This window comes from Stutzerimonas sp. KH-1 (assembly GCF_054483855.1).
Window position 1 is genome coordinate 251,955 of the sequence record NZ_CM137011.1, and the last position, 24,213, is coordinate 276,167.

The window sequence follows — 24,213 nt, forward strand, 5'->3', positions numbered from 1 at the left end:
TCTCCTGCTCAGCCGGCCAGTGCGCTGGGGCTGACGATGATCTTGACGTTGCGGTCCTTGTGATTGGCCAGCTCCTCGAAGCCCTGCTCGAGGATGCTGTCCAGGCCGATGCGGCCGGTGATCAGCGGGGTGACGTCCATCCGGCCGTCGCTGATCAGGGCGATGACATCGGCGAACTCCCCTGCATAGGCGAGCGAGCCGATCACCTGTTTCTCGGTGGCGACGATCTCGAAGAAGTTGAATTCCGAGGGCTCCTCGAAGATGCCCACCATCACGCAGCGACCGGCCTTGCGGATCACGTCGAGGGCGAGCTTGGCGGTGGCCTTGTGGCCGATACACTCGAAGGAGGTGTCGGCGCCATAGCCGCCGGTGAGCGCCTTGATCTCGGCGATGGCGTCGCACTCACTGGGGTCGATGACCCGCGTGGCGCCGACTTCCAGCGCCTTGGCCTTGCGCGCGGCGGACATCTCCAGGGCGATCACCTGGCCGGCGCCGGCGGCCTTGGCGCACATGATGGTGCACAGGCCGATGGTGCCGGCGCCGACCACCACAACCGTCTCGCCGAGGAGGCTGCCGGCCTTCTTCACCGCGTGCATGCCGACCGCCAACGGTTCGATCAGCGCGCCGGCCTCCAGCGGAAAGCCTTCGGGCAGGCGATATAGCAGCTCGGCGGGTACGTTGACGAACTCGGCGAAAGCGCCGTTGTTCATCAGCCCGGTGAAGGCCAGCTTCTCGCAGAGGTTGTACTGGCCGGTCCTGCAGAAGCGGCACTGGCCGCAATGCTGGCAGGCGTCGGCGGCGACCTTGTCGCCCGGCGCATAGCCCTCGACGCCTTCGCCTAGAGCGACGATCTCGCCGCAGAACTCGTGGCCGAGAATGCACTGGCCCTTGATGCCGGTGAGCGGGTGCGGCGCGTCCACCGGGATGAACACAGGCCCGGCGAGGTATTCGTGCAGGTCGGAACCGCAGATGCCGCACCAGTGCACACGGATCTGCACCCAGCCCGGTTGCGGCGCGTCAGGTAGCGGCACCTGCTCCAGGCGGATGTCCTTGCGACCGTGCCAGACGGCGGCGGTCATGGTGGCTTGGCTGTTCATCAGGTGTTCCTCGTGTTGTTCGGATCGGTTCACACGAACACGTGCTCGAGCGCCTCTTCGGGGCGTGGATAGGGGCTTTCGCGGGCGAACTGCACCGCTTCATCGATGCGGCCACGGGCGCGGGCTTCGATGTCGTGGGCCTGTGCCTCGCTCATCACGCCTTCGTCGATCAGGCGCTGGCGGTAGCCGGGAATCGGGTCCTTTTTCATCAGGCCGTCCTTCTCGCCCTCGGGGCGGTAGGTTTCGCCGTCGCCCATGAAGTGGCCGGCCAGGCGGTAGGTCTCGATCTCGATGAGGGTCGGGCCGCCACCGGCACGGGCGCGCTCGATGGCTTCGCCGGCCGCGCGGAACACGCCGTCCGGGTCGTTGTTCTCGACGAACACACCGGGCATTCCGTAGGCCGCGGCGCGCACGTGGTGCTGCTTGATGCAGGTGGCGCTGGCCTTGGCCACCGAGATGCCCCAGGCGTTGTCCTCGATGACGAACACCACCGGCAGCTTCCACAGCGCGGCGAGGTTCAGCGTTTCGTGGAAGGCGCCCTGGTTGGCCGCACCCTCGCCGATGAAGGACACGGCCACGCCGGGCTTGCCCTGCATCTGCCGCGACAATGCGGCGCCGACGGCCGGCCCCATGCCTTCGGCGATGATCCCCGAGCAGGAGAAATTCACCCGGCCATCGAACAGGTGCATATGGCCGCCGCGCCCGCCGGAAAGCCCGGTGGCCTTGCCGAAGATCTCGGCCATCATCTCGTTGAGGTCGACGCCCTTGGCCACGGCGATGTGGTGCGGGCGGTGGGTGGCGGTGACGATGTCGCCGGCCTCGAGGTGCGCACAGACGCCTACCGCGCAGGGCTCCTGACCGTTGGAGAGGTGCATCTCGCCGGGAATCGGCCCCTTGGCCATATTGAACACCGGCGTCTTGCCTTCCATGTAGATGCGCTCGATGGATTCCTCCATGTAGCGGCTGGTCAGCATCTGCTCGTACATCCACAGGCGCTGCGAGGGGGTGGGCTGGGTCATGGGTGGACTCCCTTTTAGTGACGGGTCAGATCGCGCGTTCGTTGAGCAGTCGGCCGATCTGCTCGGCCTGGCGCAGGGCCAGCGCGACGATGGTGAGGGTGGGGTTCTGGCCGCCGCTGGTGGTGAACTGGCTGCCGTCGGAAACGAACAGGTTGGGGATGTCGTGGCTCTGGCCCCACTTGTTCACCACGCCGTCACGGGCCTTGGCGCTCATGCGGTTGGTGCCCATGTTGTGGCTGGCCGGGTAGGGCGGCAGCTCGATGACGTCGGTGGCGCCGGCGGCCTCGTAGCACTTGGCGGTGGCGGCGACGCCGTGCTTGCGCATGGCGGCATCCATGGGGTGATCGCTCTTGGTCACCACCGGAATCGGCAGGCCGTACTGGTCCTTCTCGGTGGCGTGCAGGGTGATGCGGTTGCTTTCCAGCGGCAGGTCTTCGCCGCACAGCCAGACGCCAGACATGTGGTTGTACTTTTCCATCCGCGAGGCGAACTGGCGGCCCCAGCCCTTGGGCGTCGGGTCGAGGAAGGCGGACAGGAACGGCAGGCCGAGGGCGAGGATTTCCAGGCGGTAACCGCCGACGAAACCGCGCGACGGATCGTTGTAAGACTCGTCGGAGATCACCCCGGCGCAGGTGGTGCCGCGGTGCATGTTCACCGGCTTGGGCATCACCGCGAAGATGCCGGCGGTGGTGTGGGTCATGTAGTTGCTGCCGACCTGGCCGGAGGAGTTGGCCAGCCCGTCGGGGAACATCGAGGAAGCGGAGTTGAGCAGCAGGCGCGGCGATTCGATGGAGTTGCCCGCCACGCATACCACCCGGGCCTTCTGCCGCTGGATGGTGCCCTGGGCGTCGGCGTAGACCACGCCGTTCACCTTGCCCTTGGCGTCGTGTTCGATGCGCAGCACCATCGACTGCGGCCGCACCTCGCAGTACCCACTGGCTTCGGCGCGGGGAATGTCGGTGTAGAGCGTCGACCACTTCGCGCCCATCTTGCAGCCCTGCATGCAGAAGCCGATCTGCTGGCAGGCGGCGCGGTCGTCGTAGGGCTCGGTGTTGATCGCCATCGGCCCGGAGAGGATCTCCTTGTAGCCGACCCGCTTGGCGCCGGTGGCCAGCACCTTGAAGGAGTTGTGCCAGGGGTGATAGGCCATGCCGGTGCTGGGGCCGGTCACGCCCATGTGCTTCTCGGCCTTCTCGTACCAGGGCGCCATCTCTTCCAGGGTTACCGGCCAGTCCAGCAGGTTGGCCCCGGCGATGTCGCCGTTGATGCTCCGCATCCTGAATTCGAAATCACGGAAGCGCAGGGCGATGCCGGCCCAGTGCACGGTGCTGCCGCCGACGCCCTTGACGATCCAGGCCGGCAGGTTGGGGTTGTCCTCGGCCAGGTGCCAGTCGCCGGCGGCGATGCGCTTGTCGAGCCAGGAGATCTTCTTGAACATCGCCCACTCGTCGTTCTCGATGTCCTCCAGCGTGTGCCGCTTGCCCGCCTCGAGCACCACGCTACGAATCTTCTGTTTGGCCAGCGCGTTGGCCAGCGTGCCGCCGCCAGCGCCGGAGCCGATGATCACCACGACGCCATCGTCGTCCTGGGCAAAAGTTGCCATGGGGTATCCCTCTCTTGTTCTTGTTGTCGGCGCCGCGAGGCGCCCTGGCTCAGAGCCAGTTGAGATCGTCGAAGCCGCGGTTGACGTAGCCGCCGTATTCCCACGACGAGCCCTCGTAGCCGAACAGCGGGAATAGCGTCTTGTTGTCGTACAGGCCGAACATCAGGCTGCTGCGCACCGCCTTGAAAAACGGGGTGCCCTCGATGTCGCTGAGCAGCGCCACGCGTTCGGCTTCGTCTAGCTGTTCGAAGCGCTTGCCGTGGGCCTTGCGTGCCTGACGCTGCAGCTCGTCGAGCCCGCCGCCGATCAGCGCCGGCTCCTGTTCCGCGAGGTCGAGCAGGGGCCGTACGTAGTGGCGATCGCTGATGAAATCGTGGGGGAAGATGTCGCGACCCATGCGCAGCAGGCCGTCAGGCAGTTCCGCCTGCCGCTCCTCGGCGAGCAGGTTCACCGGGATCAACTGGCTCAGGCTCAACGCCAGCAGCGACTGGCTGGACAGAGAAAGAAAACGTCGACGGTTTAGCGTGCCGTGCGGACGAGCTGAATCGTGCATGACAGTAGCTCCTGATTATTACCAACAGCGCTGAGGGGAGCAGGCGGCTGGCGATCTTGTTATGCGAAGAGTTTGTTCCGCACAGGGTGATCAGCAGGTGTCATGCCAACTTTTATAAATGGGGTTTTATTTAGGTATATATCTGAAATTAAAGGAGTTATCTTGTTTTAGGTGGGGGCTCGTAACACTGTTGTAACGCAAGTTGCGCTTTACACCTGTAAAGCGTTGTAAAGCGCTTTACAACGTGCGGCTAATATTAAATCGCTCAACCAGGCATGCTCCCAAAGTTCAGGCTGGTCCTGGCGGTTCAATGAGTTATCCTTCCTTACACTTCATAACAATAAAGCGTTTCGCTGAGGTGCCCGTTGCCATCCGCTGCGAGCGCTTCGAGGAGGATGCATGAACCTGTTCTCCGGGCCCGTGAGCCATATCGACGCGGTGCTGACCCTGGCTAATGCGCCGCATCTTCCTGGTGACCGCGACCCGATCATCGCCCGCTCCTGGCGCCGCTGCGTGCACGACTACGGTCTGGATCCGACGCGCCCGTCCGAGGCGCGCTTCGTGCCGCGGCAGGTGCTGCGCGAGCACCAGGACCAGGCAGACGAGCTGATCAACGTGGCCCGTGCGGGCGTGGAGCAGCTCTACCGGCAGGTGGCCGAGCTGGGCTACGTGATTCTGCTGACCGACAACCGCGGCATCGCCGTGCAGTTTCTCGGCGATCCGGCGGACGAGAAGGCGCATCGCAAGACCGGCCTGTATCTGGGCTCGGACTGGGGCGAGGACCACGCCGGCACCTGCGCGGTCGGCACCTGCATCAAGGAGCAGCAGGCGCTGACCTGCCACCAGCACGATCACTTCAGCGTCTGGCATACCAACCTCACCTGCACGGCGGTGCCGATGTTCAACCCGCAGGGGCAGCTGCTGGCGGTGCTGGACATCTCGGCGCTGCATTCGCCGCCATCCAAGGATTCGCAGACCTTCGCCCTGCAGCTGGTCAAGCAGTACGCGCGGATGATCGAGGACGCCTACTTCCTGCGCCTGTATCGCGACCGGCCGATCCTCTGTTTCGACGGCTCGCGGGAGTTCGTGCTGATCAACCGTCGCTACCTGCTGGCGCTGGGCGATCAGGGCGAGCTGCTGGCTGGCAACACGGCTGCGCGCGGACTGCTGGCCGAACATGGGCTGGCACTGTCCGGCCCGTTCGGTACCTCGAACCAGGTGCATGTCGATCAGCTGTTCGACTGCGAGCTGGCGGACGTGCTGAGCATTCCCTACGCCAGCCACGATCAGATCCGCGCGTTTCGCACCCATCGCCATCAGCTGTTCTTCGCTGCGCTGATGGAGCCGCGCCGTCGTGTGCCGGTAGCGTCGGAGCGCAGCTCGCCGGCCGGGCATTCGCCACTGGATGCGCTGGCCGACGATGACCCGGCCATGCGCAAGATGCTCGCCCGCGCGCACCGGCTGTGCAGCGAGCCGCTGAACGTCTTGCTCAATGGCGAGACCGGCACCGGCAAGGAACGTCTGGCCAAGGCGCTGCATGAAAGCGGCAGCCGACGCAGCAAGCCGTTCGTGGCGATCAACTGCGGCGCGATGCCCGAATCGCTGATCGAGAGCGAGCTGTTCGGCTACGCCCCGGGTACCTTCACCGGGGCGCGCAGCAAGGGCATGCGCGGCCTGATCCAGCAGGCCGACGGCGGCACCTTGTTCCTCGACGAGATCGGCGACATGCCGCTGCACCTGCAGACCCGCCTGCTGCGCGTGCTGGCCGAACAGGAGGTGACGCCACTGGGCGCCGAGCGGCCGGTGAAGGTGGACATCCGCGTGATCGCGGCCAGCCACCGTGACCTGCGGCAGATGGTGGAGAGCGGGGCGTTTCGCGAGGACCTGTTCTACCGGCTCAATGGCGCGTCGCTGAAGCTGCCGCCGTTACGTGAGCGGGCGGACAAGGCGTTCCTGATCGACCGCGTCTTTGCCGAGTTGGCCGAGGGTCGACCGGGCAACCCGCACCTGCGTGGTGATGCGATCAGCGCGCTGCTGGCCTATCCCTGGCCAGGCAACATTCGCGAGCTGCGTAACGTGCTGCAGTACGCGCTGGCGACCTGCGAGGGGGACGAGATCACCGTGCAGGATCTGCCGGATGAATGCCTGCCGCGCATTCTTGCCCGCGGTCGGCAAGCCGAGGCGGAGCCGGAACCCGAGTCTGCTGCGGCCCTGCGTGAGACGCTGCGTCGCCATCGCTGGAACATCAGTGCCGCGGCGCGCGAACTCGGCGTTTCGCGGCCGACGATGTATCGGCGCATGCGCCTGCTGGGGATAGAGGCGCCGATCTGACGTGCGTCAGCCTTCCTCGCGCTCGGTGCCCGGTTGGCCCGCCACCTCGATATCGAACGCGATGCTCCAGTTGTGCAGCGGGTAGGGCTGGTGCACCAGGGCCTTGATGTTGGCTTCGGCAGGCATGAGGTCGGGCAGGTATTCGTAGGTGGCGTCGGCGCGCATCGGGTCGCTGTCGCGCAGCTGGCCGGCGCCGCCGACCTCATGGCCGGCATAGCTGATGCGTGGCTGACCGCTGAAGTCGCGACCGGCACGCAGGCGCACGACGGTGTCGGCGACGATGTCGACGGCTTCGATGGGCACTTCGCCCCTGTCGTCACGCAGCACGAAACCCTTGTTCTTCACATCGCGGGCCTGATGGCCGAGGTACGGCTGGTCGAACGCCAGCGGCGGGTGCGGCACGTGGTAATCGATCAGCACGTCGCGGCCGTCCAGCGTGGCCTGACGCGGCGCGAGCGGGGTCCAACCCTTACGCTCGATGACAACGCGGTGGTAGACCTTGCCGAGCATCTGGCCGAACCAGCGATAGCCGTTTGCCGAGAGGTGCACGCCCTTGTCGGTGTAGGGGTAGACCGGCCCGACCAGGTACCAGCCGGGCTCTTCCTGAGCCAGTTCCCATTGCGCCATGCCGACCGCGAGCGAACCGTCCTTGACCGAGGATTTGGCGTCGGTCTGGTAGCTGAAGAAGGCTGGCATCTTTTCCTGCCCGGCGATGGCCTTGGCGGTGTCGGCGTAGAGGTCGTCACGCAGCTGGCGCAGCTTGGTCTTGTAGTAGTCCTTGTCGTTCTTGCCGCCGTTGGTGTGGGAATAGTCGTACTCGCCCTGCAGCCAGAAGAACGCGCTGATGCTGTAGCTGGCCTGTTGCGCGTCGGCCAGCGCCTTGGCCTGATCGACGGCCTGGGTCACGCGCAGGTATTCGTTGGTGCCGCCGCTTTTCGAGAGCTGGGCAATGGAGCGACCCGAGGTCGAGGCATTGCTGGCGACGAACAGGTGATCCGGATCGGTGTCGCGGCCGAGGTGATGCAGGTAGAGCCGACGTGCCATGTTCAGCGCGCCGACTTCCACCGATTCGCCTTCTTCCTGCGCCTGCGGCGCGAGCTTGCTGACCTTCTCCGCATCGAGCACCACGGCCGCGTTGCTCTTCTGCTGCACCACGGCGCGCAACGGCGTGAAGGCCGCTTCGCCCACCGGCTTGAACGCCGCGCCGCTGAATGCCGCCGAGCGTGGCGACTGGCCGAGCATGAGGTTGTCGTAGCGCGGTGCCACCGAGAGCGCCGGCCAGCCTTCGGCCGCGGAGGCGAGCGACTGACCGTAGGTGATGATGTGGTTGTACTTGCTCCGCAGCGGCTGGTTCAGCTCGTTGGGCTTGGCCATGAGTTCGGCGGTCAGGCGCTTGTTCTCGGCGTCGCGTGCGGCCAGCTGCGCCTCTGTTTCCGCCGCCAGGCCGGGTGTGGCCAGGGCGAGCAGAAGGGCGGCAGCGGCAGTGGTGTGCAGGGTCGTTGGTCGATGAGGGCGATGGGGCATGAGGGTTGTTCCGGATGCACTGGGCAGTTGCGTGCGGCCGCCGGCAGGCGAGCCGTGGACTATTGGCGAACGCGCTTTCGACGATGTCGATCGAGGTAAGTTCGCGGCCGCCATGTCGATGGCGGATTGGCTATGCTGTCGCGCATTCGAGCGGCGCGCGTGCGGCGACTCAGCAGGCTTCGCGGAGCGAACGGGTGCCGCTGCCGGCCGTTCCCTTCAGGTCATCCCGTTAGCAGAGGAGAATTCCAATGAGCCACAAAGCGATATTCGTGCAGCCCGGGGGCGGCTATGACCGGGTCATCGTCGGCACCGGCGAGGCCGCCCGGCCCGAGGCCGGCGAGATCACCGTGCGCCTGCGCGCCAACTCGCTGAACTACCACGATTTCGCGGTGGTCAGCGGCATGTGGGGCCCCAGTGAGCCGCGCATTCCCATGGCCGATGGCGCCGGTGAAGTGGTGGCGGTGGGTTCCGGCGTGACTGAATTCGCCGTTGGCGACGCGGTGGTCAGCACCTTCTTCCCCGACTGGCTGGCCGGCGAGCCGCTGGTGGAGGGCTTCGCCACGGTACCGGGCGACGGTGTCGATGGCTATGCCCGCGAAATGGTCACCGCCCGCGCCACCTCGTTCACCCATGCGCCCAAGGGCTACAGCCATGCCGAGGCGTCGACCCTGACCACCGCCGGCCTCACTGCCTGGCGTGCGCTGATGGCCGACGGCAAGCTCAAGCCCGGCGACAGCGTGTTGATCCAGGGTACCGGTGGCGTATCGATCTTCGCCCTGCAGTTCGCCAAGATGGCCGGCGCCACGGTCATCGCCACCTCGTCCAGCGACGCCAAGCTGGAGCGCCTGCGGGAGATGGGCGCCGACCATCTGATCAACTACCGAACGATACCCGCCTGGGGCGAGACGGTGCGCGAGCTGACCGATGGCCGCGGCGTGGACCATGTGATCGAGGTCGGCGGGCCGGCGACGCTGGCGCAGTCGATGGTTGCGGCGCGCATCGGCGGGCATATCTCGGTGATCGGCATTCTTACCGGCATCGCCGGCGAGCTGCAGCTGGTGCCGGCACTGGTGCGTCAGTTGCGCTTGCAGGGCGTGCTGGTGGGCAGCCGCGCGCAGCAGCAGGAGATGATCCGTGCCATCGACGCCAACGGCATTCACCCGGTGATCGACAAGCGGTTCGCGCTGGACGAGATCGTCGACGCGTTCCGTTACCAGGAGAGCAACCAGCACTTCGGCAAGATCTGCCTGGAGTTCTGACGCCGCTGCCGTGCGGCGGCAGGAGCCTGCAGGCCGGGGAGAGGCGAGCGGGCGGCATAGGCCTATCGTGGAGTTCGATGCGCCGCAGCGTCAGGCGGCGCATCGACGTTCGGGCTTCTACGCCGCACACCGTTTGTGCGGCGTTATCGCGAGGTCATTGCGCGCGGTAGATGCCGCACAGCTTGTTGCCGTCGGGGTCGCGCACATAGCTCAGGTGCATCGCGCCGAGGCTGGTTTCGCGCAGTCCAGGTGGCTCCTCGCAGCTGGTGCCACCGTGGGCCACCGCGACGTCGTGAAACGCCTTGACCTGCTCCGCCGAGCTGCACTTGAAGCCGATCGTGCCGCCGTTGGCTACAGTCGCTTCTTCGCCATTGATGGGCTCGGTGACACCGAACAGGCTGCCGTCGTGCCGGTAGAACAGGCGGGTGTGCCCGGACGGCGCCGTATTGCGCAGCGGCTCGCCAGCGCCGAGCACGCCGAGCACGGCATCGTAGAAGCGCTTCGACCGTTCAATATCATTCGAACCGACCATTACATGGTTGAGCATGGGCACCTCGCTTTGGTTATGACGTGAAAATGCACTGTAGCACCGGCTCCGAGCGGCCATGCCGCGGTGGCCGGCGGTTATGTCCCGAGATCAGCTGCGAGCATGGCAACCGTGCACGTTATGGGATGACCACCCGGCCTTGCCGGCCGGCCTTCTCGTAGCGCGCGCGGAGCACCTCGGCCAGACGCTGCTTGGCCTGGTCTTCGCCGTGGATCAGGTGAATCTCCTTCGGCCATTCCTGCATGCGCGTGACGAAACCCACCAGGTCCGCCTGGTCGGCGTGGGCGGAATAGCCGCCAACGCTGTCGATGCCGGCGCGGATGTCGACGCGCTCGGCGTCCAGATCGACGAAGCCGCCCTTCGGCCCGTGGGTCTGGATGTCCCGCCCCGGCGTGCCCTTGCCTTGATAGCCGACGAACACCACGTTGTGCCGCGGGTCGCCCAGCATGGCCTTCAGATAATTGACGATGCGCCCGCCTGAACACATGCCGTTGCCGGCGATGACGATGGCCGGGCGTGCGGTCTGTGCGAGGTGTTCGACGATGCGCATGTGTTCATCGTGGCTGTCGACGGTGATGAGCTGCTTGAACGACAGCGGCTTGCGGCCTTCCTCCAGACGATTGCGAGCGTCGTCGTCCCAGTAGCCTTGCAGCTCCTTGTAGGTGGCGGTGAAGCGACTGGCGAGCGGCGAGTCGAGGATGATCGGAAGCTGCGGCCAGTCGATATCGGGGTCGCCATCCCTGGCCCGTTCTGGCGCTTCGACGGGCGTGCCGCTGGCTTCGGCCGCTTCGCGCTTCTCGTGGAGGATTTCCTCCAGCTCGAACAGCAGCTCCTGCGTTCGGCCGATGCTGAATGACGGAATGAGTACCGTGCCCTGGTCACTCAGAGCGCGTTCGATGACGGCTTGTAGGCGCTCGCGGCGGTGCGCACGGTCTTCGTGGCGGCGGTCGCCATAGGTGCTTTCCAGAATCAGCAGGTCGGCGCGCTCGGGCGGTACCAGGTCCGGCAGCAGCGGTGAATGCGGCGCGCCCAGGTCGCCGCTGAACACCACGCGTTCGACGTCGGTGCCCTCGCTCAGCTCCAGCTCGACGTAGGCTGAGCCCAGCACATGCCCGGCCGGCTGCAGGCGCACCTTGCACTCGCTGCCGTCGGTTTCGTTGAGGGTGAACCAGTGGTCGTAGGGCAGGGCGATGATGCGCTGCTCGACGACCTTGAGGTAGCGCTCCAGCTGCTCCTGATCACGGCTGATGGACAGCCGGAAGGCATCCTCCAGCACGATCGGCAGCAGCCGGGCGGACGGTCCGCTGCACAGGATCGGCCCGTCGAAGCCCGCTGCCAGCAGATTCGGGATACGCCCGACATGGTCGATGTGCACGTGGGTCACGATCAGCGCCTTGACGCCCTCGATTGAGAAGTCCAGTGCCAGCTCGTCCTCGTGCCCCGCTTCTTCGTCGCCCTGAAATTGACCGCAGTCGATCAGCACGCTGCTGTTTTCGTCCATCCACAACTGATGGCACGAGCCGGTCACGCCTTCGCGCGCGCCGTGGTGGATGAGTGCTGGATGCTTCATCGGATGTCCTTCACTTGGACCGATAGGGCTCGGCAGAAGAGTGCGATGCCAGCGTTCGCTGGCGCTAGGTTGGGCAGTTGGCTGTCGCGCATAGTTTCCGCCGCCTGACGAGCCGTGCTGCCGGTGACGCGAGCGCCACGGGAACACGCGCCAAAGCGGCAACGCCGTTTAGAATGCGCGGCCCGCTGCCAAGATGATGCCCGCGCCATGACCAACGCTCCCCTCACTGTCCTCGAACGACACCTGCTCGCCGCCCTGGCCGCCGCACCCGATGAGACGCGCCGGCTGTTTCACGGACGCGGCCGCTGCTATCCGGGGCTGGAACAAGTGACCGTCGACTGGTTGCAGGGCGTGCTGCTGGTGGCGCTGTTCCGGGACCCCGGCGCGGCGGAGCTGGAAGCACTGAAGCGGATGCTGCTGGCGCTGGCCGAATCCCCGGTCTGGCGGCAGCGCCAGGTACAGCACCTTCTGCTGCAGCATCGCTATCTGCCGGAGGCGCCGACCGAAGCGTTGCTCGGCGAGCTGCCGGCCGAGTGGACCATCAGCGAGAACGACCTGCGCTACAAGCTAGATCTGGGTCGCAAGCAGAACAACGGCCTGTTCCTCGACATGCGTTATGGCCGCCGCTGGGTGCAAGAGCACGCACGCGGCAAGCGCGTGCTCAACCTGTTCGCTTACACCTGTGGATTCTCGGTCGCGGCGATTGCCGGCGGCGCCGAGCATGTGGTCAACCTGGACATGGCCAGCGCCGCGCTGACCCGCGGGCGCGAGAACCATCGCCTAAACGGCCAGGATCTTGGCCAGGTCAGCTTTCTCGGCCACGAGCTGTTCAAGTCCTGGGGCAAGGTACGCAAGCTCGGGCCCTACGGCCTGATCATCATCGACCCGCCGTCCTTCCAGAAGGGCAGCTTCGCGCTGACCCGCGACTACCAGAAGATCCTGCGTCGCCTTCCGGAGCTACTGAACCCAGGCGGCCAGGTGCTGGCCTGCGTCAACGATCCGGATACCGGCACCGACTTCCTGATCCAGGGCATGGCCGCCGAGGCGCCGCAGCTGCGTTTTTCCGAACGCCTGGAAAACCCGCCGGAGTTTCCGGATATCAGCCCCGAGAGCGGGCTCAAGGCGCTGCTGTTCGTGGCGCAGGGCTAGCGCTCAGGCCCGTTCAGCGCTCGGCGAGTTCGGCGCAGCTGGGCTCGATGGTGAAGGTGCGTGCCGAGTCCACCGGCCCGAGTTTTTCCAAGGTGCGCCGCCCGAGCAGCACCGGATAGTTCATCTCGTCGCGATCTCTCAGGGAGAACTGTTCCTCAAGCAGGCGATCGCCGACGCACACTTTCATCATTACGACAGGCCGATCTTCCTTGCCGCCGGCACCGCGGACCGTCAGTTCGCGATGCAGCTTGCGCTCGATGCGCGACTTGACCAGCTTGTCCCGTTCGATGTCCTCGAGGTCCAGATCGAAACGGACCCATTCTTCACCGTCCCGCTCGAAATACTCGATGTCTTCGGCATGCATCGATGAAGTCAGCGCGCCGGTGTCGAGCTTGAACTTCACCGTGACTTCCTCGGGAAGCACCTTGCCCCGCTCTACCCAGCCGAGCGGGGTGCCGTCGGCGGCAAGACAGGAATAGGACGCAAGCGAGAGAAGCAGGGCAGTCGGTACGGTGAGCAAACGTGATGCCATCAATAACGCTCCTGAGCATTGGGTTCGCTCAATAGAGCGATATCCGCGGCGGAACGTTCAGCGCCGCTGCGGCGTCGTGCTGGACGATGGGCTGTCCTGCCCGGCTTCGCGGATGGCGATTTCCTCGCTCAGGGCGCGGACGAAGGCATCCACCGCGACTGGCAGGTAGCGCGAACTGCGCACGTAGACGCCGAGGTCGCTGAACACCGAGCCGCCGTCGTTCAGCGGAACATGCACCAGCGTGCGGCTGGCCAGTTCGGCTTCGATGCCGATGCGTGTCTGGAAGGCGACCCCGGCGCCGCGCTTGGCCATTTGCAGGGCCAGTTCCACCGAACTGGTTTCCAGCGGCGCCTTGTGCCGCGGGCGGGTGCGCGCCAGCAGCGGTGCCAGCAGGTGATGGATGGAAAGGTCGCTCTTGGCCAGGATCAGCGGAAACTCGGCGCAGGTGGCGAAGCTGACGTCCTGGCGATCGGCCAGTGGATGCCCCGGCGCGACGATGGCGCCCAGGCGGAAATGTCCGACGCCCAGCTGCTGCAGGTCGGCGGTACGCGGCAGGGCGAAGGCCAGGCCGATATCCGCCTGGCCGCTGGTCACCGCTTCGGGAATGGCCTGCGAGCCGAGGCTGGTCACGCCGACTGTGACACGCGGATAGCGCTCACGCAGCTGCTCCAGCACGCCGGGAAGCAGGTCGGTGGTGACGCCGGATACCGTGGCGATTTCCACATGACCGGTGCGCAGACCCTGCAGCGCGTCCAGTTCGGAGCGCACACGTTCGGCGTCCTGCAGCACGACGATGACATGGCGAGCGAAGATCTCGCCGGCGGCGGTCAGCCGAAGCCCGCCCGGCAAGCGTTCGAAAAGGGGCGCGCCGATCTCGTCTTCGAGCTTGAGAATCTGCCGGTTCACGGCCGACGACGCGACGTTGAGCCGGCGCGAGGCCTCGCGGATCGACTGACAGCGCCGCACCATGTCGAAGTAGTGGATGGCCGGCGAGTGGATGCGCAGCTTTCGGGCCAAGCGTTCAGCGCTCCGCTGCCGGTGGCTTGAGCCCGCAGCCCTTGAGGATGATGGCGATCAGGTTGTCGCTGGCGTGGGCGAAGTCCGCGCGGGTCATGCGCTTGCCGTTGATGCGGCGGATCTGGTCGGAGAAGTCGGCGTAGTGCTGGGTGCCGGCCCAGATCAGGAAGATAAGGTGCATGGGGTCGACCGGGTCCATCTTGCCGGCGGCGATCCAGGCATCGAATACGGCAGCGCGGCCCCGGAACCAGTTGCGGTAATCCTGGTTGAAATGTTCGGAAAGGCACTCGCAGCCGCTGATGACTTCCATGGCGAAGATCTTCGAGGCCTCGGGATGGCGCCGCGAGAATTCCATCTTGATGCGGATGTACTCGGCCAGGGCGGTGGCCGGGTCGTCGTCGACGGTGAGGTCGTCGAAGGCCGTATCCCAGAGCTCGAGGATGTGCCGCATGACTTCCACGTACAGCCCCAGCTTGCTGTTGAAATAGTAGTGCACGTTGGCCTTGGGCAGCCCGGCGCGGCTGGCGATGGCGTTCATGCTGGTGCCCTTGAAGCCGTAGCGGGCGAACTCCTCGGCAGCCGCGGCGAGGATGGTTTCCTCGTTCTTCTGGCGAATGCGGCCGGCAGGTTTGCCTTGGGCGTTGTAGAGGGGCTGCGGTGCGTTGTTCTTGTTCATGTTCCCTATCCGTGAGCGCGCGGGGCAGTCGGGCCGGTTTGAGCGTCAGCCCAGCTGGCGGCCGTTACCGGTTTGGTGGGCTGAAGCCCACCCTGCGGTCCAGGCCCACCGGGGTGAGGCCGTGGTGAGCTGACTGGGCTGATTCTGCACGAGTTTCGTTGCGCTATCAGCCGTTGCGCTTGTCTGAATGAACAGCGGACTGAAACGACAAGGCGCCGCCCGGCGTTCGGGCGGCGAGTGCATCAGAAATGCGCTTTGACGATGGCGCTGAAGGTGTTCTGATCGGTCGGGCCCACGAAGTTCTTGCTGACGAAACCGCCGTCTTCGATGCCGTACTTGTTCGACCAGTAGTCGTATTCGATACCGACATAGAGTTTGCCGGGGGTGTAGTCCAGCGCTTTGCCGAGGTCGTACTTGATCTGCGGGTTGAAGTGGAAGTTCTTCTTCAGCTCGGTGTTGCCGTTCTTCTTGTCGTTGACGACCCAGTCGATATAGCCGTCGAAGAGAATGTCCGACTTGCCCACCGGGAAGGTCATGGCCCAGGTCGGCGTGATTTGCCACTGGCCGCTCGGCTTGCCGGTGGTGCCGTCGGGCTTGCGGTAGTAGGTGTTCAGCGCGAAGCGATCGAAGCCGGGGATGGCCAGGTCTACCGCCGGGCCGAGCAGGTAATTCTGGTTGGGCGTGCCGTCGTCCTGGCTTTCACCGCGCTCGTAGGTCGCGGAGATCAGCACATCCTTGACCGGTCCGAAGGACAGGTCGGCGCCGCTGATCTTGCCCAGCGACAGGCGCGGGCTGAACTCACCGTAGTAGGTGTGGCCATCGCTGCCTGAAAGCCCGTTGTACCACTTGTTGTCGACGAACAGGAACATGTCCCCCCAGGTCCAGCCGCTGGCATGTTCGAAGGTGATGGTCTGCTGAATCTCGCCGGCATCTACTTTGAAGTCCTTGCCGTACAGGTAGGTGAGGCTGTTGTTCTGCCAGAGCATGGGGCCCGCCATGGCTTGGCTGCTGAGGATGAACCCGGCCGCGAGGGCTGCGGTAGTCAGGCTGCGCTTCATTGAGTGTGTCTCCGTATTGGCATTTGAGTGAGCTTGTAAGTTGTCCAAGCGGTCAGGCTTTGGTCCTTTAGCAAGCGTCGCGCCAATCCGGAAAGATGCTTGTAGTGTTGGGTTAAGTTGCTGATTTTAAAGTGGTTAATTTAGGGATCAGGTTTTTTTCGAGCCGCCAGAAGCGGGCTGCCGAGCTCAGCATGGGTGATTGTGATCTGACCGATGCGTCAGCTTGCTTCAGTTTGGGGCGAAGTGGCTGGCCGCTGGCCAGCCATGCCACCGAAACGGTGCGCCGAGCGGCGATGTTGCGAGGGAGTAGATGCACGACTGCCGGCACAGGGCCGGCAGTCGTGGAGCGGGGGCGTGCTCAGTGCTGGGTAACAACCGCGGTGTTGTTCCAGCCGTTCTGATTGATGTAGGCGGCGTTGCCGTAGCCGGCCTGGCTGGCGATGGCATCGTTGCCGAAGCCGTGCTGGGTCACCTTGATCAGATGATCGGTGCCGCTCTGGCTCAGCATCACGTCGTTGAACGTGCCTTCCTGGCGTACGGTGGCCAGGTTGTCGCGACCGTTCTGCTCGATATCGGCGCTGTTGCCCCAGCCGTAGCTGACGCCGACGATCTCGTTGTCGCGCCCATTTTGCACGGCGTTGAGCTCATTGCCGGTGCCGTCCTGGTGGAAGTGCAGGTCGTTGCCGCGGCCCTGCTGTTCCACGGAGGCGACGTTGTAGCCACCTTCCTGGATGGTCTTGGCGGTCTGGTTGCGGCCGTCCTGGTAGATGTCGGCCTCGTTGCCGATGCCGCTCTGCTCGGTGGTGGCGGTGTTGTTGCCGCCCAGCCAGCCATTGGTCTGCACGATGCTGGAGTCGTTGCCGACGCCATGCTGCGTGACGAAGGCGTTCTGCGCGTTACCGCTCTGATCCACGTCGACCTTGTTGTAGCTGCCATTGGACATGACATAGGCCTCGTGCTGCAGGCCAGTCTGCGAAACCATCGCGTCGTTGCGCCAGCCGAACTGCTCGACCTCGGCGATGGAGCCGCTGCTGGCGAGCTGAGTGACATGAGCGTCATTATCGACGCCGTTCTGGTCGATGCTCGCGCGGTCGTGGTTACTGAGGAACTGGGTGACGCTGGCGTTGTTCAGGTCGCCGTTCTGGTCCACCACGGCCTGGCTACCAGTGCTGGCGGCCTGGGTGATCAGGGCGTAGTTGTGCTTGCCGTCCTGGTTGGTGGTGGCGTTGACCATGTAGGTGCCGGACTGGAAGGTTTCGGCGGAGTTGCCGATGCCGTTCTGATTCTGCGTGGCGCCAGTCTTGTAGGTGCCGGTCTGCTCGACCAGCGCATCATTGCCCCAGCCGCGCTGATCCTGTGTCGCACCGCTCATCAGCGTGCCGTTCTGCTGCGCTTCGGCGTTGTTGTAGTTGCCAGCCTGGGTCTGCTTGATGGTGCTGTCGTACGCGCTGCTCTGCTCGGCCAGCGCATCGTTGGCAAAGCCGCTCTGGTTCTGCGTGGCCAGATTGCCCGCTCCGCCGCTTTGCAGCACTTCCGCATTGTTGTTGATGCCGAGCTGGTTCTGCTCCGAAGTGTTTTCGGCGGCGAAGGCCTGGGCAGTGGCGACCGTCAGAATGGCTGCAACAAGGGGTTTGAACTTAAACATTTTGTCTCTCCATGGATGTTTTAAGTACAGCGGTATTTCCTTGGGATTAGCGGTACTGGCGAACCACTACCGTCAGATTCCGGCCGCTCTGGCTCACGTTGCTGCTGTGCCCGCTGCCGGTCTGCTCGATGAGGGCGCGATTGCTCGTGCCTTGCTGTGCGATGCTGGCCCGGTTGTCCGAGCCGTACTGGTCGATGCGCGCCTCGTTGCCGAAGCCGTCCTGGCTGATCAGGGCGGCGTTGTCGAGCCCGATCTGCTCGATGCTGGCGCTGTTGGCGTAGCCGCTCTGGATGATGTAGGCCTCCAGTTCGGCGCCCGTTTGCCCGATGTGGCCGGTCATGCCCTGGCCGGTCTGCTGGACGAACGCCAGCGCACCTGATGCGCTGATAGCAGCCGGGCTGGGGCCAAGATCGGTGTTCACGCGATAGAGCTCGCTGGGGGCGAGGTCTACTGGATTAGGGGTGTCGGCTAAGCTGTTTGCGGTCAGCAACAGCAGAAGGGCAGGCAGCAGCAGGTCATGCGCAATCCGTTGCGAGCGTGTCATGGCATCCAATCCTGGTTGGGCTCCGATGGGAAACATATTTGCCCTGAATCGAGGCGTTGCCCATCCATCCAATGATTGAAAATGCAGCGATTCGGTGCATAACGGGTGGCGAACGACGTTCAGTTGCAGGTTGCAGTCTGCCTTGCTCTCAAGCGCGCGAGGACGAGCCTCCCGGACGAACGCCGTGTGGCGTGTCGCGGGGAGGATCGTCCTCGTCTTGATGGTGGATGGAGGTTCCGTTGGCGTTGCGCCGCAGGTCTGCCTCAGTCCAGTTTGCTCAGGTATTTGCTCAGTTCCGGATGCTCGCTGCCGCTGCCTTCGGCGGTCTGCCAGAGGCGTCGATCGACACCCTGGGCGATCAGATGAGCGACAGCCGCCTCGATGGCGGACAGCACGCACAGCTGCGCCGGCTCGTTGGTGGTGTAACCCGCCTCGGCTTCCAGCAGCTCCTTGAACTCGATGAACTTGTAGACGTTGGCGCTGCGACCCACGGAGAAGATCGTCTTGGTGGTCATCACGTTCGACAGCACGCGGCCACTACGCACGTCGATGGCACGCAGGTTCACCGTGACCTGATCGACGCGGTACTCCTGCGACAGGCCGATACCCAGGTAGCGGGCGCCCTGGCCGCCGCTGCGCACGTTGGTTTCATAGGCGACGATCGCGCCCTCCATGATGATGTTGGCGGCCAGCAGCGAGGGCAGTTCGGACTGGATGTTCGGCGCCACGTCCGGCTTGGCCTGGGAGGCCCGGATGATCTTGCGCTCGGTCAGTACGTTCTGCAGGCCCTCGCGTTCGAGCACCACGAACCAGCCGCTGGCCTGCATGGCGTCGACCAGCATGCTGGCGGCACCCTGGGTCACCGCGGTGGAGAACGAGCTGGCCGGCGTTGGCTTGTACTGGCCAGTCTGATCGCGGAAGCCGTACACCGCTGCGACCAGTGGACCTTTCGGTCGCGGTAGCGCCAGCAGATCCTGGTAGGTGGAAGTACGAGGGGTAAGGGTTGGGGGTTGCTGATCGGCAGACATGGGCTCGCGTACGGCGCAACCCTGCAGTACAGCCATCATCCCTATGGCTACGAATAGGCTTCTCATGGCCTTTGTTTCTCCTTGGGGTCAGTTCTGTCCGACGATGATTTCGGACATTTCTCCGGTGAGTCGGTCGGTAATCTCGACGATCAGCATGCCGGCATCACCGTTGTAGACGCGCACGATGAAGTCGTCGGTAGTGACGGTGCCGGTCTTGCCGTCGCTTACGCCACTGAGCAGATCGCCCAACAGGCGCGATTCCAGTTGACTGGTGAAGCGATCCAGGGCGGACTGGTTCTCCAGCAGGGAGGAGCGGTCGAGGGCATCAGGGTCCTTCTTGCTGTTCTGGGCCTGGGCATTGCCGAGCAGCCAGGCGCCATTGAGCGGGCTTCCGCCGAAGGATGGGTTGATCGGTGTGTAAACCAGCTCCGTGGCGTTGGCGGCGGCGCAGAGCAGCAGGCTGCCGAACAGCGTGCCGAGCGATGTGTAGGTGTGCTGTTTCATAACTCGTCCTTGGCCATGTCTATGTTGTCTTCGAACAGCGCTTCGATCTTTCGCCGATTGATCTCCTGCACCACGAAGTCGGCTGCCTCGTAGGCGGTCTCCTTCATGTCGGCGACATTGGGTTGCAGGAACCGGCGATACAGCGTCTGGTTCTCGTGCTCGACCCATACCAGAACCCCCCAGCGTGCCGAGGGGCGCTCCTTCACCGCGAGGTTGAAATCGAGCTGGCTGATGTCGTTCAGCCGCTCGCAGAACCGCACGTAGAACTCGTGACCGGATCGGGAAATCGTGTTGTCGGTGATGAATCCCTGCAGCTCGGCCTCGTCGGCGCGAGCCGCCATCGCCAGCAGCAGAAGGAGCCATGCGCCGGCGCGTTTCACGACGCCGCCTCGCCGACATGTGCCAGTACCAGCGAGGCGCCCTGTGCGCGGTTGCTGGCGCCAAGCTTGCGCAGGGCGTTGTGCACGTGGCTCTTGATGGTGTGGATGCTCAGGTGCAGCCTTTCACCGATCGCGGCGTTGGAAAGTCCCTGGCCGGCCAGCGCGAGAATCTGCTTTTCGCGCAGGGTCAGTTCGTCGATGGCCTGGCTGGTACTGCTGAGCTGCCGGTAGCGATACAGCAGCTTTTCCATTAGCTCTCTGGGCAGCCAGTCACCGCCGGCCAGCATCGTTTCGATGCCACGCACGAAGATGCTCCGTGGCGTCGCCCGATAGAAAACGCCGCGAATCCAGGGGTGGGTTTCGATCAGCTGGCGGGCCTGATCGGGCTGGGCATTGATCAGCGCGACCGGCACGTCGCCGAACTGGCGCAGCAGCCGTAGGCATTCGTCGCGGTTGTAGCTGGTCACATCGAGCAGCATCAGCGAGATATCGGACGAATCGGTCACGGGCGCGCGTACATGACGGAGGGTGCAGCCGGGGAAGTCCTGAAGGTGCTGGCGCAGCGCACCGTCGAGCAGATCGCTGGTGGAAAGAAGCAGTACGCAGGAGCGAGCGGCCTGAATGGCCGGCACGGCATCGTCTTTCATTCGCATGTCCTTTGCTGAATGTTGAAGGAGATCCCTGATAGCGCCTTATTTGTGGCGCGCTTCTCAAAGTAGTTCAGCTTTGCGACAAAAAAAAGTCGGCCGTTAAAAAATGTGTCGGTTTACCGACGAGCTGCATCCTGATCAATGCGCTGGCAGGAATGGCGCACAGCTCTTACAGTCATCCGGTGCGCAGCTCGACATCCCGGCGCACATCGAACGGAGGTTTGCGATGGGTGATCCTGTCTTCTGGCTGGTGTTCTTTTCTGCGGCGCTGGCGTTGAATCTGTCGCCAGGGCCAGACCTGCTCTATGTGCTGTCGCGAACCCTGAGTGGCGGTCGCCGCATCGGCGTCGTGTCGGCGTGCGGCGTGTGCAGCGGGGCGCTGGTGCATGTGGCATTTGCGGCGCTGGGTATCTCGGCGATCCTCGCCACCTCGGCGCTCGCTTTCACCGTCGTGAAGTACGTCGGTGCCGCCTATCTGCTCTATCTCGGTTTTCAGGCGCTGCGTTCGGCGGGCGGCGGAACCGCGCTGGCGTTCAATGGCGCTCCGCGCGCATCTGCCTGGAAGGCGTATCGGCAGGGCGTACTGGTCGATCTGCTGAATCCGAAGGCGGCGATCTTCTTCATGGCGTTCCTGCCACAGTTCGTTCGTCCGGACCACGGTTCCGTGCCGCTGCAGTTGCTCGTGCTCGGCGTGCTGGTGGTCGTGGTGGCGATCATCGTCGAGGTCGCGCTGGTGTTTCTGGCTGCGCGCGCCACAACGGCGCTGCGCAACAACCCAGTCATGAGCCAGTGGATCGACCGCACGCTGGGTTCGATCCTGATTGCCCTGGGCATCCGCCTGGGCCTGGCCGAGCGGCTCTGACGGGAATTGATCGGCTCTGTGTCGCTCTCAACAAGGTGAGGGTTGCCAAACGGCAGCCCATGACGGGAGCTGCTTATGTCACCACAGAGCAAGAACACATCGGCCACCCTGATCCCCTGTCTGCGCTATCGCGACGTGGCCGCCGCCATCGATTGGCTGTGTCGAGCCTTCGGTTTCGAATGCCGACGCCTGTACAAAGACGAGCTGATCGGCATCACCCACGCGCAGCTCGCCTTTGGCAATGGCATGGTGATGGTCGCCCCGGTGGTTGATTCCGAATACGGACGGCAGCTGCGCCAACCCGATGAGATCGGCGGAGCGTCTACCCAGGGCATCTATGTGATCGTCAACAGCGCCGACGCGCTCTATGCGCAGGCCAAGGCTGCCGGGGCGCAGATCGCCATCGAGCTCAAGGATGAGGATTACGGCGGCCGTGGCTTTACCTGCCACGACCCGGAAGGGCATCTGTGGAGCTTCGGCACCTACGATCCCTGGGCGGATGAAGCCGCCGGTACCGTCGCCCAGGCCTGAACAGACTGTACCGACCATTGGCGGGAATGTTCGGCTCGTCGTTGCTGTCAGCTAGGGGACGACAGCAGATTGCGGAGCACGAGCATGACCCACGGAAATCTCGACGGCGCCCTGGTGGTATTGACCGGTGCCTCTAGCGGTATCGGCCGCGCCGCGGCCCAGGCATTCGCCCGCCAGGGCGCTAGGCTGGTGCTCGCCGCACGCGACGAGCAGGCCCTGACGGAAACGGCGGATGAGTGCCGGGCGTTGGGCTCCGACGTGCTGACCGTGCCCACCGACGTGACCCACAGCGACGAGGTCGAGGCGCTGGCGAGCGCCGCCGCAGCATTCGGCCAGGGCCGGATCGACGTCTGGATCAACAATGCCGGCATCGGCGCCGTGGGCGCGTTCGACGAAACGCCGCTGCAGGCCCACGAGCAGGTGGTACAAACCGACCTGCTCGGCTATCTGCGCGGCGCGCATGCGGTGCTGCCGTACTTCAAGCAGCAGCAGCGCGGCGTGTTGATCAATACATTGTCGGTGGGTAGCTGGGTGCCGCAGCCATTCGCGGCTGCTTATTCGGCCAGCAAGTTCGGCTTGCGCGGCCTGTCCCATGCGCTGCGTGGCGAGCTCGCGGCGTGGCCGAACATTCACATCTGCGACGTCTATCCAGGCGTCGTCGATACGCCGGGTTTCCGCGACGGCGGCAACTATGCCGGGCGTTCGCTGCAGCCGCCGCCACCGCTGCTCGATCCGCGCCATGTGGCCAACGCCATGGTCAGCCTGGCGCGGCATCCGCGACATACCACGTCGGTGGGGGCTACCGCGACGCTGTTGCGGTTGGCGCATTTCCTAACGCCGGGTTTCGATCGGATCAACGGGCTGCTGACGGGGTTTGCGCTCGGGCGGGCGAGGCGGGTGCCGACCTCATCGGGCAACCTGTTCCATCCCGCCCTCGGTCAGCGGCGTATCGACGGCGGTTGGCGTTCGGAGGAAGACGGCAAGCGCTGGCTGCTGATCGGAGGCGTCGCCGCCGGCGTCCTCGGGCTCTGCCTGTGCCTTGGGCGGCGACGTTGAGGAGGGCGGTTCAGCGGGTTTTCGGCGCTGCGCTGACACCTTCGAGGGTGGCGAAGGAGGTGTCCTTGGCCGTCAGCAGGAAGTCGCGCATGAATGGCGAATCGAGCATGTCTGCGCGAATGCCGGCGTAAAGCGTGGCGAACAGGCCCTTGTCGCCGAGCCGCTTGGCGGTCACGTAGCCACGCGAGCTGTACTCGTGAAGTGCCCAGTTCGGCAGGCAGCAAACGCCGCGCCCCGATGCGACCAGCTGCATCATCATCACGGTGAGTTCCGAGGTGCGCACCTGCGCGGGTTCGATATCGGCCGGCTCGAGGAAGCGGGTGAAGATGTCCAGGCGATCCCGTTCGACCGGATAGGTGATCAGCGTCTCGCTGGCCAGATCCTCGGGGCGCACGTAGGGTCGCGCGGCCAGCGGGTGCTGGTTGGCCACGGCCAGCAGCGCCTCGTAGGTGAATAGCGGCACATAGGTGATGCCCGGCAGCTCCAGCGGGTCGGAGGTCACCACCAGGTCGAGATCGCCGCGAGCCAGGGCTGGCAGCGGCGCGAAGGAGAATCCGGACGCCAGGTCCAGCTCCACTTCGGGCCAGGCGTCTCGGAACTGGTCGATGGTCGGCATCAGCCACTGGAAGCAGCTGTGACATTCGATGGCCATGTGCAGGCGGCCGGCCGTGCCGCCGGCGAGGCGGGCAAGGTCGCGCTCGGCGCTGCGCAGCTGCGGCAGCATCAGGTCGGCCAGTTGCAGCAGGCGCAGCCCGGCGCTGGTGAAGCGCACCGGGCGGGTCTTGCGCACGAACAGCTGCAGGCCGAGGCGTTCTTCCAGTTCCTTGAACTGGTGGGAGAGCGCCGACTGGGTCAGGTGCAGGCGCTCGGCGGCTTCGACGAGACTGTCGGTTTCCCGCAGTGCATGAAGCGTCTTCAGGTGGCGAATTTCGAGCATGCCGAACTACCTTGCAAAGCGGGATCGGAACCGCGCCGAGCAAAAGGCGGCCGAATCCCGGAAAGAGGGTGAAGATGAGCAAGGCTCATCCTTCGCAAGTGTGTCGCAGCGCCTCCATGCTGTCGAGAGGCCGCTATTGGA

The 24,213-nt window shown here is 64.8% G+C and carries 24 protein-coding genes; 6 read left to right on the forward strand and 18 right to left on the reverse strand.

Annotated elements, in window-relative coordinates; genetic code table 11:
• Positions 1-8: 8 nt before the first annotated feature.
• The 4 genes from ACX1DW_RS01190 to ACX1DW_RS01205 are packed head-to-tail and all read right to left on the reverse strand — an operon-like array spanning position 9 to position 4,272.
• Complete coding sequence (locus tag ACX1DW_RS01190; protein ID WP_458993431.1) at positions 9-1,079, reverse strand: 2,3-butanediol dehydrogenase; 1,071 nt, start codon at positions 1,077-1,079, stop codon at positions 9-11.
• A gap of 47 nt (positions 1,080-1,126) precedes the next feature.
• The gene (locus ACX1DW_RS01195; protein WP_458992566.1) at positions 1,127-2,116 is read right to left on the reverse strand and encodes a thiamine pyrophosphate-dependent dehydrogenase E1 component subunit alpha; all 990 of its coding nucleotides are present in this window, start codon (positions 2,114-2,116) and stop codon (positions 1,127-1,129) included.
• 25 nt (positions 2,117-2,141) lie between these two features.
• The gene (locus ACX1DW_RS01200) at positions 2,142-3,719 is read right to left on the reverse strand and encodes a GMC family oxidoreductase (protein ID WP_458992567.1); all 1,578 of its coding nucleotides are present in this window, start codon (positions 3,717-3,719) and stop codon (positions 2,142-2,144) included.
• A gap of 49 nt (positions 3,720-3,768) precedes the next feature.
• Positions 3,769-4,272 (reverse strand): gluconate 2-dehydrogenase subunit 3 family protein, encoded by a 504-nt coding sequence (locus ACX1DW_RS01205; protein WP_234493209.1) that lies wholly within the window; start codon positions 4,270-4,272, stop codon positions 3,769-3,771.
• Positions 4,273-4,671: 399 nt separating this feature from the next.
• Here ACX1DW_RS01205 and ACX1DW_RS01210 point away from each other — a divergent pair, with 399 nt between their 5' ends.
• Positions 4,672-6,603: a sigma-54-dependent Fis family transcriptional regulator gene (locus ACX1DW_RS01210; RefSeq protein ID WP_458992568.1), complete on the forward strand. Its 1,932-nt coding sequence runs from the start codon at positions 4,672-4,674 to the stop codon at positions 6,601-6,603.
• Positions 6,604-6,609: 6 nt separating this feature from the next.
• Here ACX1DW_RS01210 and ACX1DW_RS01215 read toward each other — a convergent pair whose 3' ends face one another.
• Positions 6,610-8,127, reverse strand: coding sequence for a phosphate ABC transporter substrate-binding protein (locus ACX1DW_RS01215; protein WP_458992569.1), 1,518 nt, complete (start codon positions 8,125-8,127; stop codon positions 6,610-6,612).
• A gap of 248 nt (positions 8,128-8,375) precedes the next feature.
• On the opposite strand from ACX1DW_RS01215, the gene ACX1DW_RS01220 reads away from it, so the two are divergent.
• Entirely contained in the window at positions 8,376-9,386 is a 1,011-nt protein-coding gene (locus ACX1DW_RS01220) for a zinc-dependent alcohol dehydrogenase family protein (RefSeq protein ID WP_458992570.1), read from the forward strand.
• Between the two features lie 154 nt (positions 9,387-9,540).
• Here ACX1DW_RS01220 and ACX1DW_RS01225 read toward each other — a convergent pair whose 3' ends face one another.
• Together ACX1DW_RS01225 and ACX1DW_RS01230 are read right to left on the reverse strand one after the other, a co-directional pair.
• On the reverse strand, positions 9,541-9,933 hold the full coding sequence (locus ACX1DW_RS01225; protein ID WP_063539710.1) for a VOC family protein: 393 nt from the start codon (positions 9,931-9,933) through the stop codon (positions 9,541-9,543).
• 118 nt (positions 9,934-10,051) lie between these two features.
• Complete coding sequence (locus ACX1DW_RS01230; protein WP_458992571.1) at positions 10,052-11,503, reverse strand: MBL fold metallo-hydrolase; 1,452 nt, start codon at positions 11,501-11,503, stop codon at positions 10,052-10,054.
• Between the two features lie 207 nt (positions 11,504-11,710).
• On the opposite strand from ACX1DW_RS01230, the gene ACX1DW_RS01235 reads away from it, so the two are divergent.
• Entirely contained in the window at positions 11,711-12,652 is a 942-nt protein-coding gene (locus tag ACX1DW_RS01235) for a class I SAM-dependent methyltransferase (RefSeq protein ID WP_458992572.1), read from the forward strand.
• Positions 12,653-12,665: 13 nt separating this feature from the next.
• Here ACX1DW_RS01235 and rloA3 read toward each other — a convergent pair whose 3' ends face one another.
• The 10 genes from rloA3 to ACX1DW_RS01285 all read right to left on the reverse strand — a co-directional run bounded on the left by rloA3 (position 12,666) and on the right by ACX1DW_RS01285 (position 20,683).
• Complete coding sequence (gene rloA3, locus ACX1DW_RS01240) at positions 12,666-13,184, reverse strand: retropepsin-like aspartic peptidase RloA3 (protein WP_063539713.1); 519 nt, start codon at positions 13,182-13,184, stop codon at positions 12,666-12,668.
• A 57-nt stretch (positions 13,185-13,241) separates the two neighbouring features.
• On the reverse strand, positions 13,242-14,201 hold the full coding sequence (locus tag ACX1DW_RS01245; protein ID WP_125868082.1) for a LysR family transcriptional regulator: 960 nt from the start codon (positions 14,199-14,201) through the stop codon (positions 13,242-13,244).
• Between the two features lie 4 nt (positions 14,202-14,205).
• Positions 14,206-14,877, reverse strand: coding sequence for a TetR/AcrR family transcriptional regulator (locus tag ACX1DW_RS01250; RefSeq protein ID WP_125868081.1), 672 nt, complete (start codon positions 14,875-14,877; stop codon positions 14,206-14,208).
• A 242-nt stretch (positions 14,878-15,119) separates the two neighbouring features.
• Positions 15,120-15,935, reverse strand: coding sequence for an outer membrane protein OmpK (locus tag ACX1DW_RS01255; protein WP_014597264.1), 816 nt, complete (start codon positions 15,933-15,935; stop codon positions 15,120-15,122).
• Between the two features lie 358 nt (positions 15,936-16,293).
• Positions 16,294-17,580 (reverse strand): hypothetical protein, encoded by a 1,287-nt coding sequence (locus ACX1DW_RS01260; protein WP_133456537.1) that lies wholly within the window; start codon positions 17,578-17,580, stop codon positions 16,294-16,296.
• A gap of 46 nt (positions 17,581-17,626) precedes the next feature.
• The gene (locus ACX1DW_RS01265) at positions 17,627-18,124 is read right to left on the reverse strand and encodes a curli production assembly protein CsgB (protein ID WP_458992573.1); all 498 of its coding nucleotides are present in this window, start codon (positions 18,122-18,124) and stop codon (positions 17,627-17,629) included.
• A 263-nt stretch (positions 18,125-18,387) separates the two neighbouring features.
• A complete protein-coding gene (locus ACX1DW_RS01270; RefSeq protein WP_102840014.1) occupies positions 18,388-19,218 on the reverse strand; it encodes a CsgG/HfaB family protein in 831 nt (276 codons plus the stop codon).
• Positions 19,219-19,239: 21 nt separating this feature from the next.
• Positions 19,240-19,656 carry a curli assembly protein CsgF gene (locus ACX1DW_RS01275; protein ID WP_102840015.1) on the reverse strand — a complete coding sequence of 139 codons (417 nt, stop codon included), beginning with the start codon at positions 19,654-19,656 and terminating at the stop codon, positions 19,240-19,242.
• Positions 19,653-20,036: a curli production assembly/transport protein CsgE gene (gene csgE / locus ACX1DW_RS01280; protein WP_110776336.1), complete on the reverse strand. Its 384-nt coding sequence runs from the start codon at positions 20,034-20,036 to the stop codon at positions 19,653-19,655. Before csgE ends, ACX1DW_RS01275 begins: the two co-directional genes overlap by 4 nt.
• The gene (locus tag ACX1DW_RS01285; RefSeq protein WP_458992574.1) at positions 20,033-20,683 is read right to left on the reverse strand and encodes a helix-turn-helix transcriptional regulator; all 651 of its coding nucleotides are present in this window, start codon (positions 20,681-20,683) and stop codon (positions 20,033-20,035) included. The genes csgE and ACX1DW_RS01285 overlap by 4 nt, the downstream gene beginning before the upstream one ends.
• Positions 20,684-20,912: 229 nt before the next feature.
• Between ACX1DW_RS01285 and ACX1DW_RS01290 the strand changes: the two genes are divergently transcribed.
• The 3 genes from ACX1DW_RS01290 (at position 20,913) to ACX1DW_RS01300 (ending at position 23,135) form a co-directional block, all read left to right on the forward strand.
• Positions 20,913-21,548: a LysE family translocator gene (locus ACX1DW_RS01290; RefSeq protein WP_458992575.1), complete on the forward strand. Its 636-nt coding sequence runs from the start codon at positions 20,913-20,915 to the stop codon at positions 21,546-21,548.
• A gap of 75 nt (positions 21,549-21,623) precedes the next feature.
• On the forward strand, positions 21,624-22,079 hold the full coding sequence (locus tag ACX1DW_RS01295) for a VOC family protein (protein ID WP_102840019.1): 456 nt from the start codon (positions 21,624-21,626) through the stop codon (positions 22,077-22,079).
• Positions 22,080-22,163: 84 nt separating this feature from the next.
• Complete coding sequence (locus ACX1DW_RS01300) at positions 22,164-23,135, forward strand: SDR family oxidoreductase (protein ID WP_102840020.1); 972 nt, start codon at positions 22,164-22,166, stop codon at positions 23,133-23,135.
• Between the two features lie 10 nt (positions 23,136-23,145).
• On the opposite strand, the gene metR is transcribed toward ACX1DW_RS01300, so the two are convergent.
• Positions 23,146-24,072, reverse strand: coding sequence for a transcriptional regulator MetR (gene metR, locus ACX1DW_RS01305; protein ID WP_063539724.1), 927 nt, complete (start codon positions 24,070-24,072; stop codon positions 23,146-23,148).
• Positions 24,073-24,213 lie beyond the last annotated feature (141 nt).

Bases quoted from the DNA above. Each gene is read 5' to 3' on its own strand.
- ACX1DW_RS01295 (WP_102840019.1), top strand. From the start codon at position 21,624: ATGTCACCACAGAGCAAGAACACATCGGCCACCCTGATCCCCTGTCTG.
- ACX1DW_RS01215 (WP_458992569.1), bottom strand. From the start codon at position 8,127: ATGCCCCATCGCCCTCATCGACCAACGACCCTGCACACCACTGCCGCT.
- ACX1DW_RS01210 (WP_458992568.1), top strand. From the start codon at position 4,672: ATGAACCTGTTCTCCGGGCCCGTGAGCCATATCGACGCGGTGCTGACC.
- ACX1DW_RS01300 (WP_102840020.1), top strand. From the start codon at position 22,164: ATGACCCACGGAAATCTCGACGGCGCCCTGGTGGTATTGACCGGTGCC.
- ACX1DW_RS01265 (WP_458992573.1), bottom strand. From the start codon at position 18,124: ATGACACGCTCGCAACGGATTGCGCATGACCTGCTGCTGCCTGCCCTT.
- ACX1DW_RS01200 (WP_458992567.1), bottom strand. From the start codon at position 3,719: ATGGCAACTTTTGCCCAGGACGACGATGGCGTCGTGGTGATCATCGGC.
- rloA3 (WP_063539713.1), bottom strand. From the start codon at position 13,184: ATGGCATCACGTTTGCTCACCGTACCGACTGCCCTGCTTCTCTCGCTT.
- ACX1DW_RS01290 (WP_458992575.1), top strand. From the start codon at position 20,913: ATGGGTGATCCTGTCTTCTGGCTGGTGTTCTTTTCTGCGGCGCTGGCG.
- ACX1DW_RS01190 (WP_458993431.1), bottom strand. From the start codon at position 1,079: ATGACCGCCGCCGTCTGGCACGGTCGCAAGGACATCCGCCTGGAGCAG.
- ACX1DW_RS01260 (WP_133456537.1), bottom strand. From the start codon at position 17,580: ATGTTTAAGTTCAAACCCCTTGTTGCAGCCATTCTGACGGTCGCCACT.
- ACX1DW_RS01250 (WP_125868081.1), bottom strand. From the start codon at position 14,877: ATGAACAAGAACAACGCACCGCAGCCCCTCTACAACGCCCAAGGCAAA.
- ACX1DW_RS01275 (WP_102840015.1), bottom strand. From the start codon at position 19,656: ATGAAACAGCACACCTACACATCGCTCGGCACGCTGTTCGGCAGCCTG.
- ACX1DW_RS01255 (WP_014597264.1), bottom strand. From the start codon at position 15,935: ATGAAGCGCAGCCTGACTACCGCAGCCCTCGCGGCCGGGTTCATCCTC.
- ACX1DW_RS01195 (WP_458992566.1), bottom strand. From the start codon at position 2,116: ATGACCCAGCCCACCCCCTCGCAGCGCCTGTGGATGTACGAGCAGATG.
- ACX1DW_RS01230 (WP_458992571.1), bottom strand. From the start codon at position 11,503: ATGAAGCATCCAGCACTCATCCACCACGGCGCGCGCGAAGGCGTGACC.
- ACX1DW_RS01235 (WP_458992572.1), top strand. From the start codon at position 11,711: ATGACCAACGCTCCCCTCACTGTCCTCGAACGACACCTGCTCGCCGCC.
- ACX1DW_RS01205 (WP_234493209.1), bottom strand. From the start codon at position 4,272: ATGCACGATTCAGCTCGTCCGCACGGCACGCTAAACCGTCGACGTTTT.
- ACX1DW_RS01225 (WP_063539710.1), bottom strand. From the start codon at position 9,933: ATGCTCAACCATGTAATGGTCGGTTCGAATGATATTGAACGGTCGAAG.
- ACX1DW_RS01270 (WP_102840014.1), bottom strand. From the start codon at position 19,218: ATGAGAAGCCTATTCGTAGCCATAGGGATGATGGCTGTACTGCAGGGT.
- metR (WP_063539724.1), bottom strand. From the start codon at position 24,072: ATGCTCGAAATTCGCCACCTGAAGACGCTTCATGCACTGCGGGAAACC.
- ACX1DW_RS01285 (WP_458992574.1), bottom strand. From the start codon at position 20,683: ATGAAAGACGATGCCGTGCCGGCCATTCAGGCCGCTCGCTCCTGCGTA.
- ACX1DW_RS01220 (WP_458992570.1), top strand. From the start codon at position 8,376: ATGAGCCACAAAGCGATATTCGTGCAGCCCGGGGGCGGCTATGACCGG.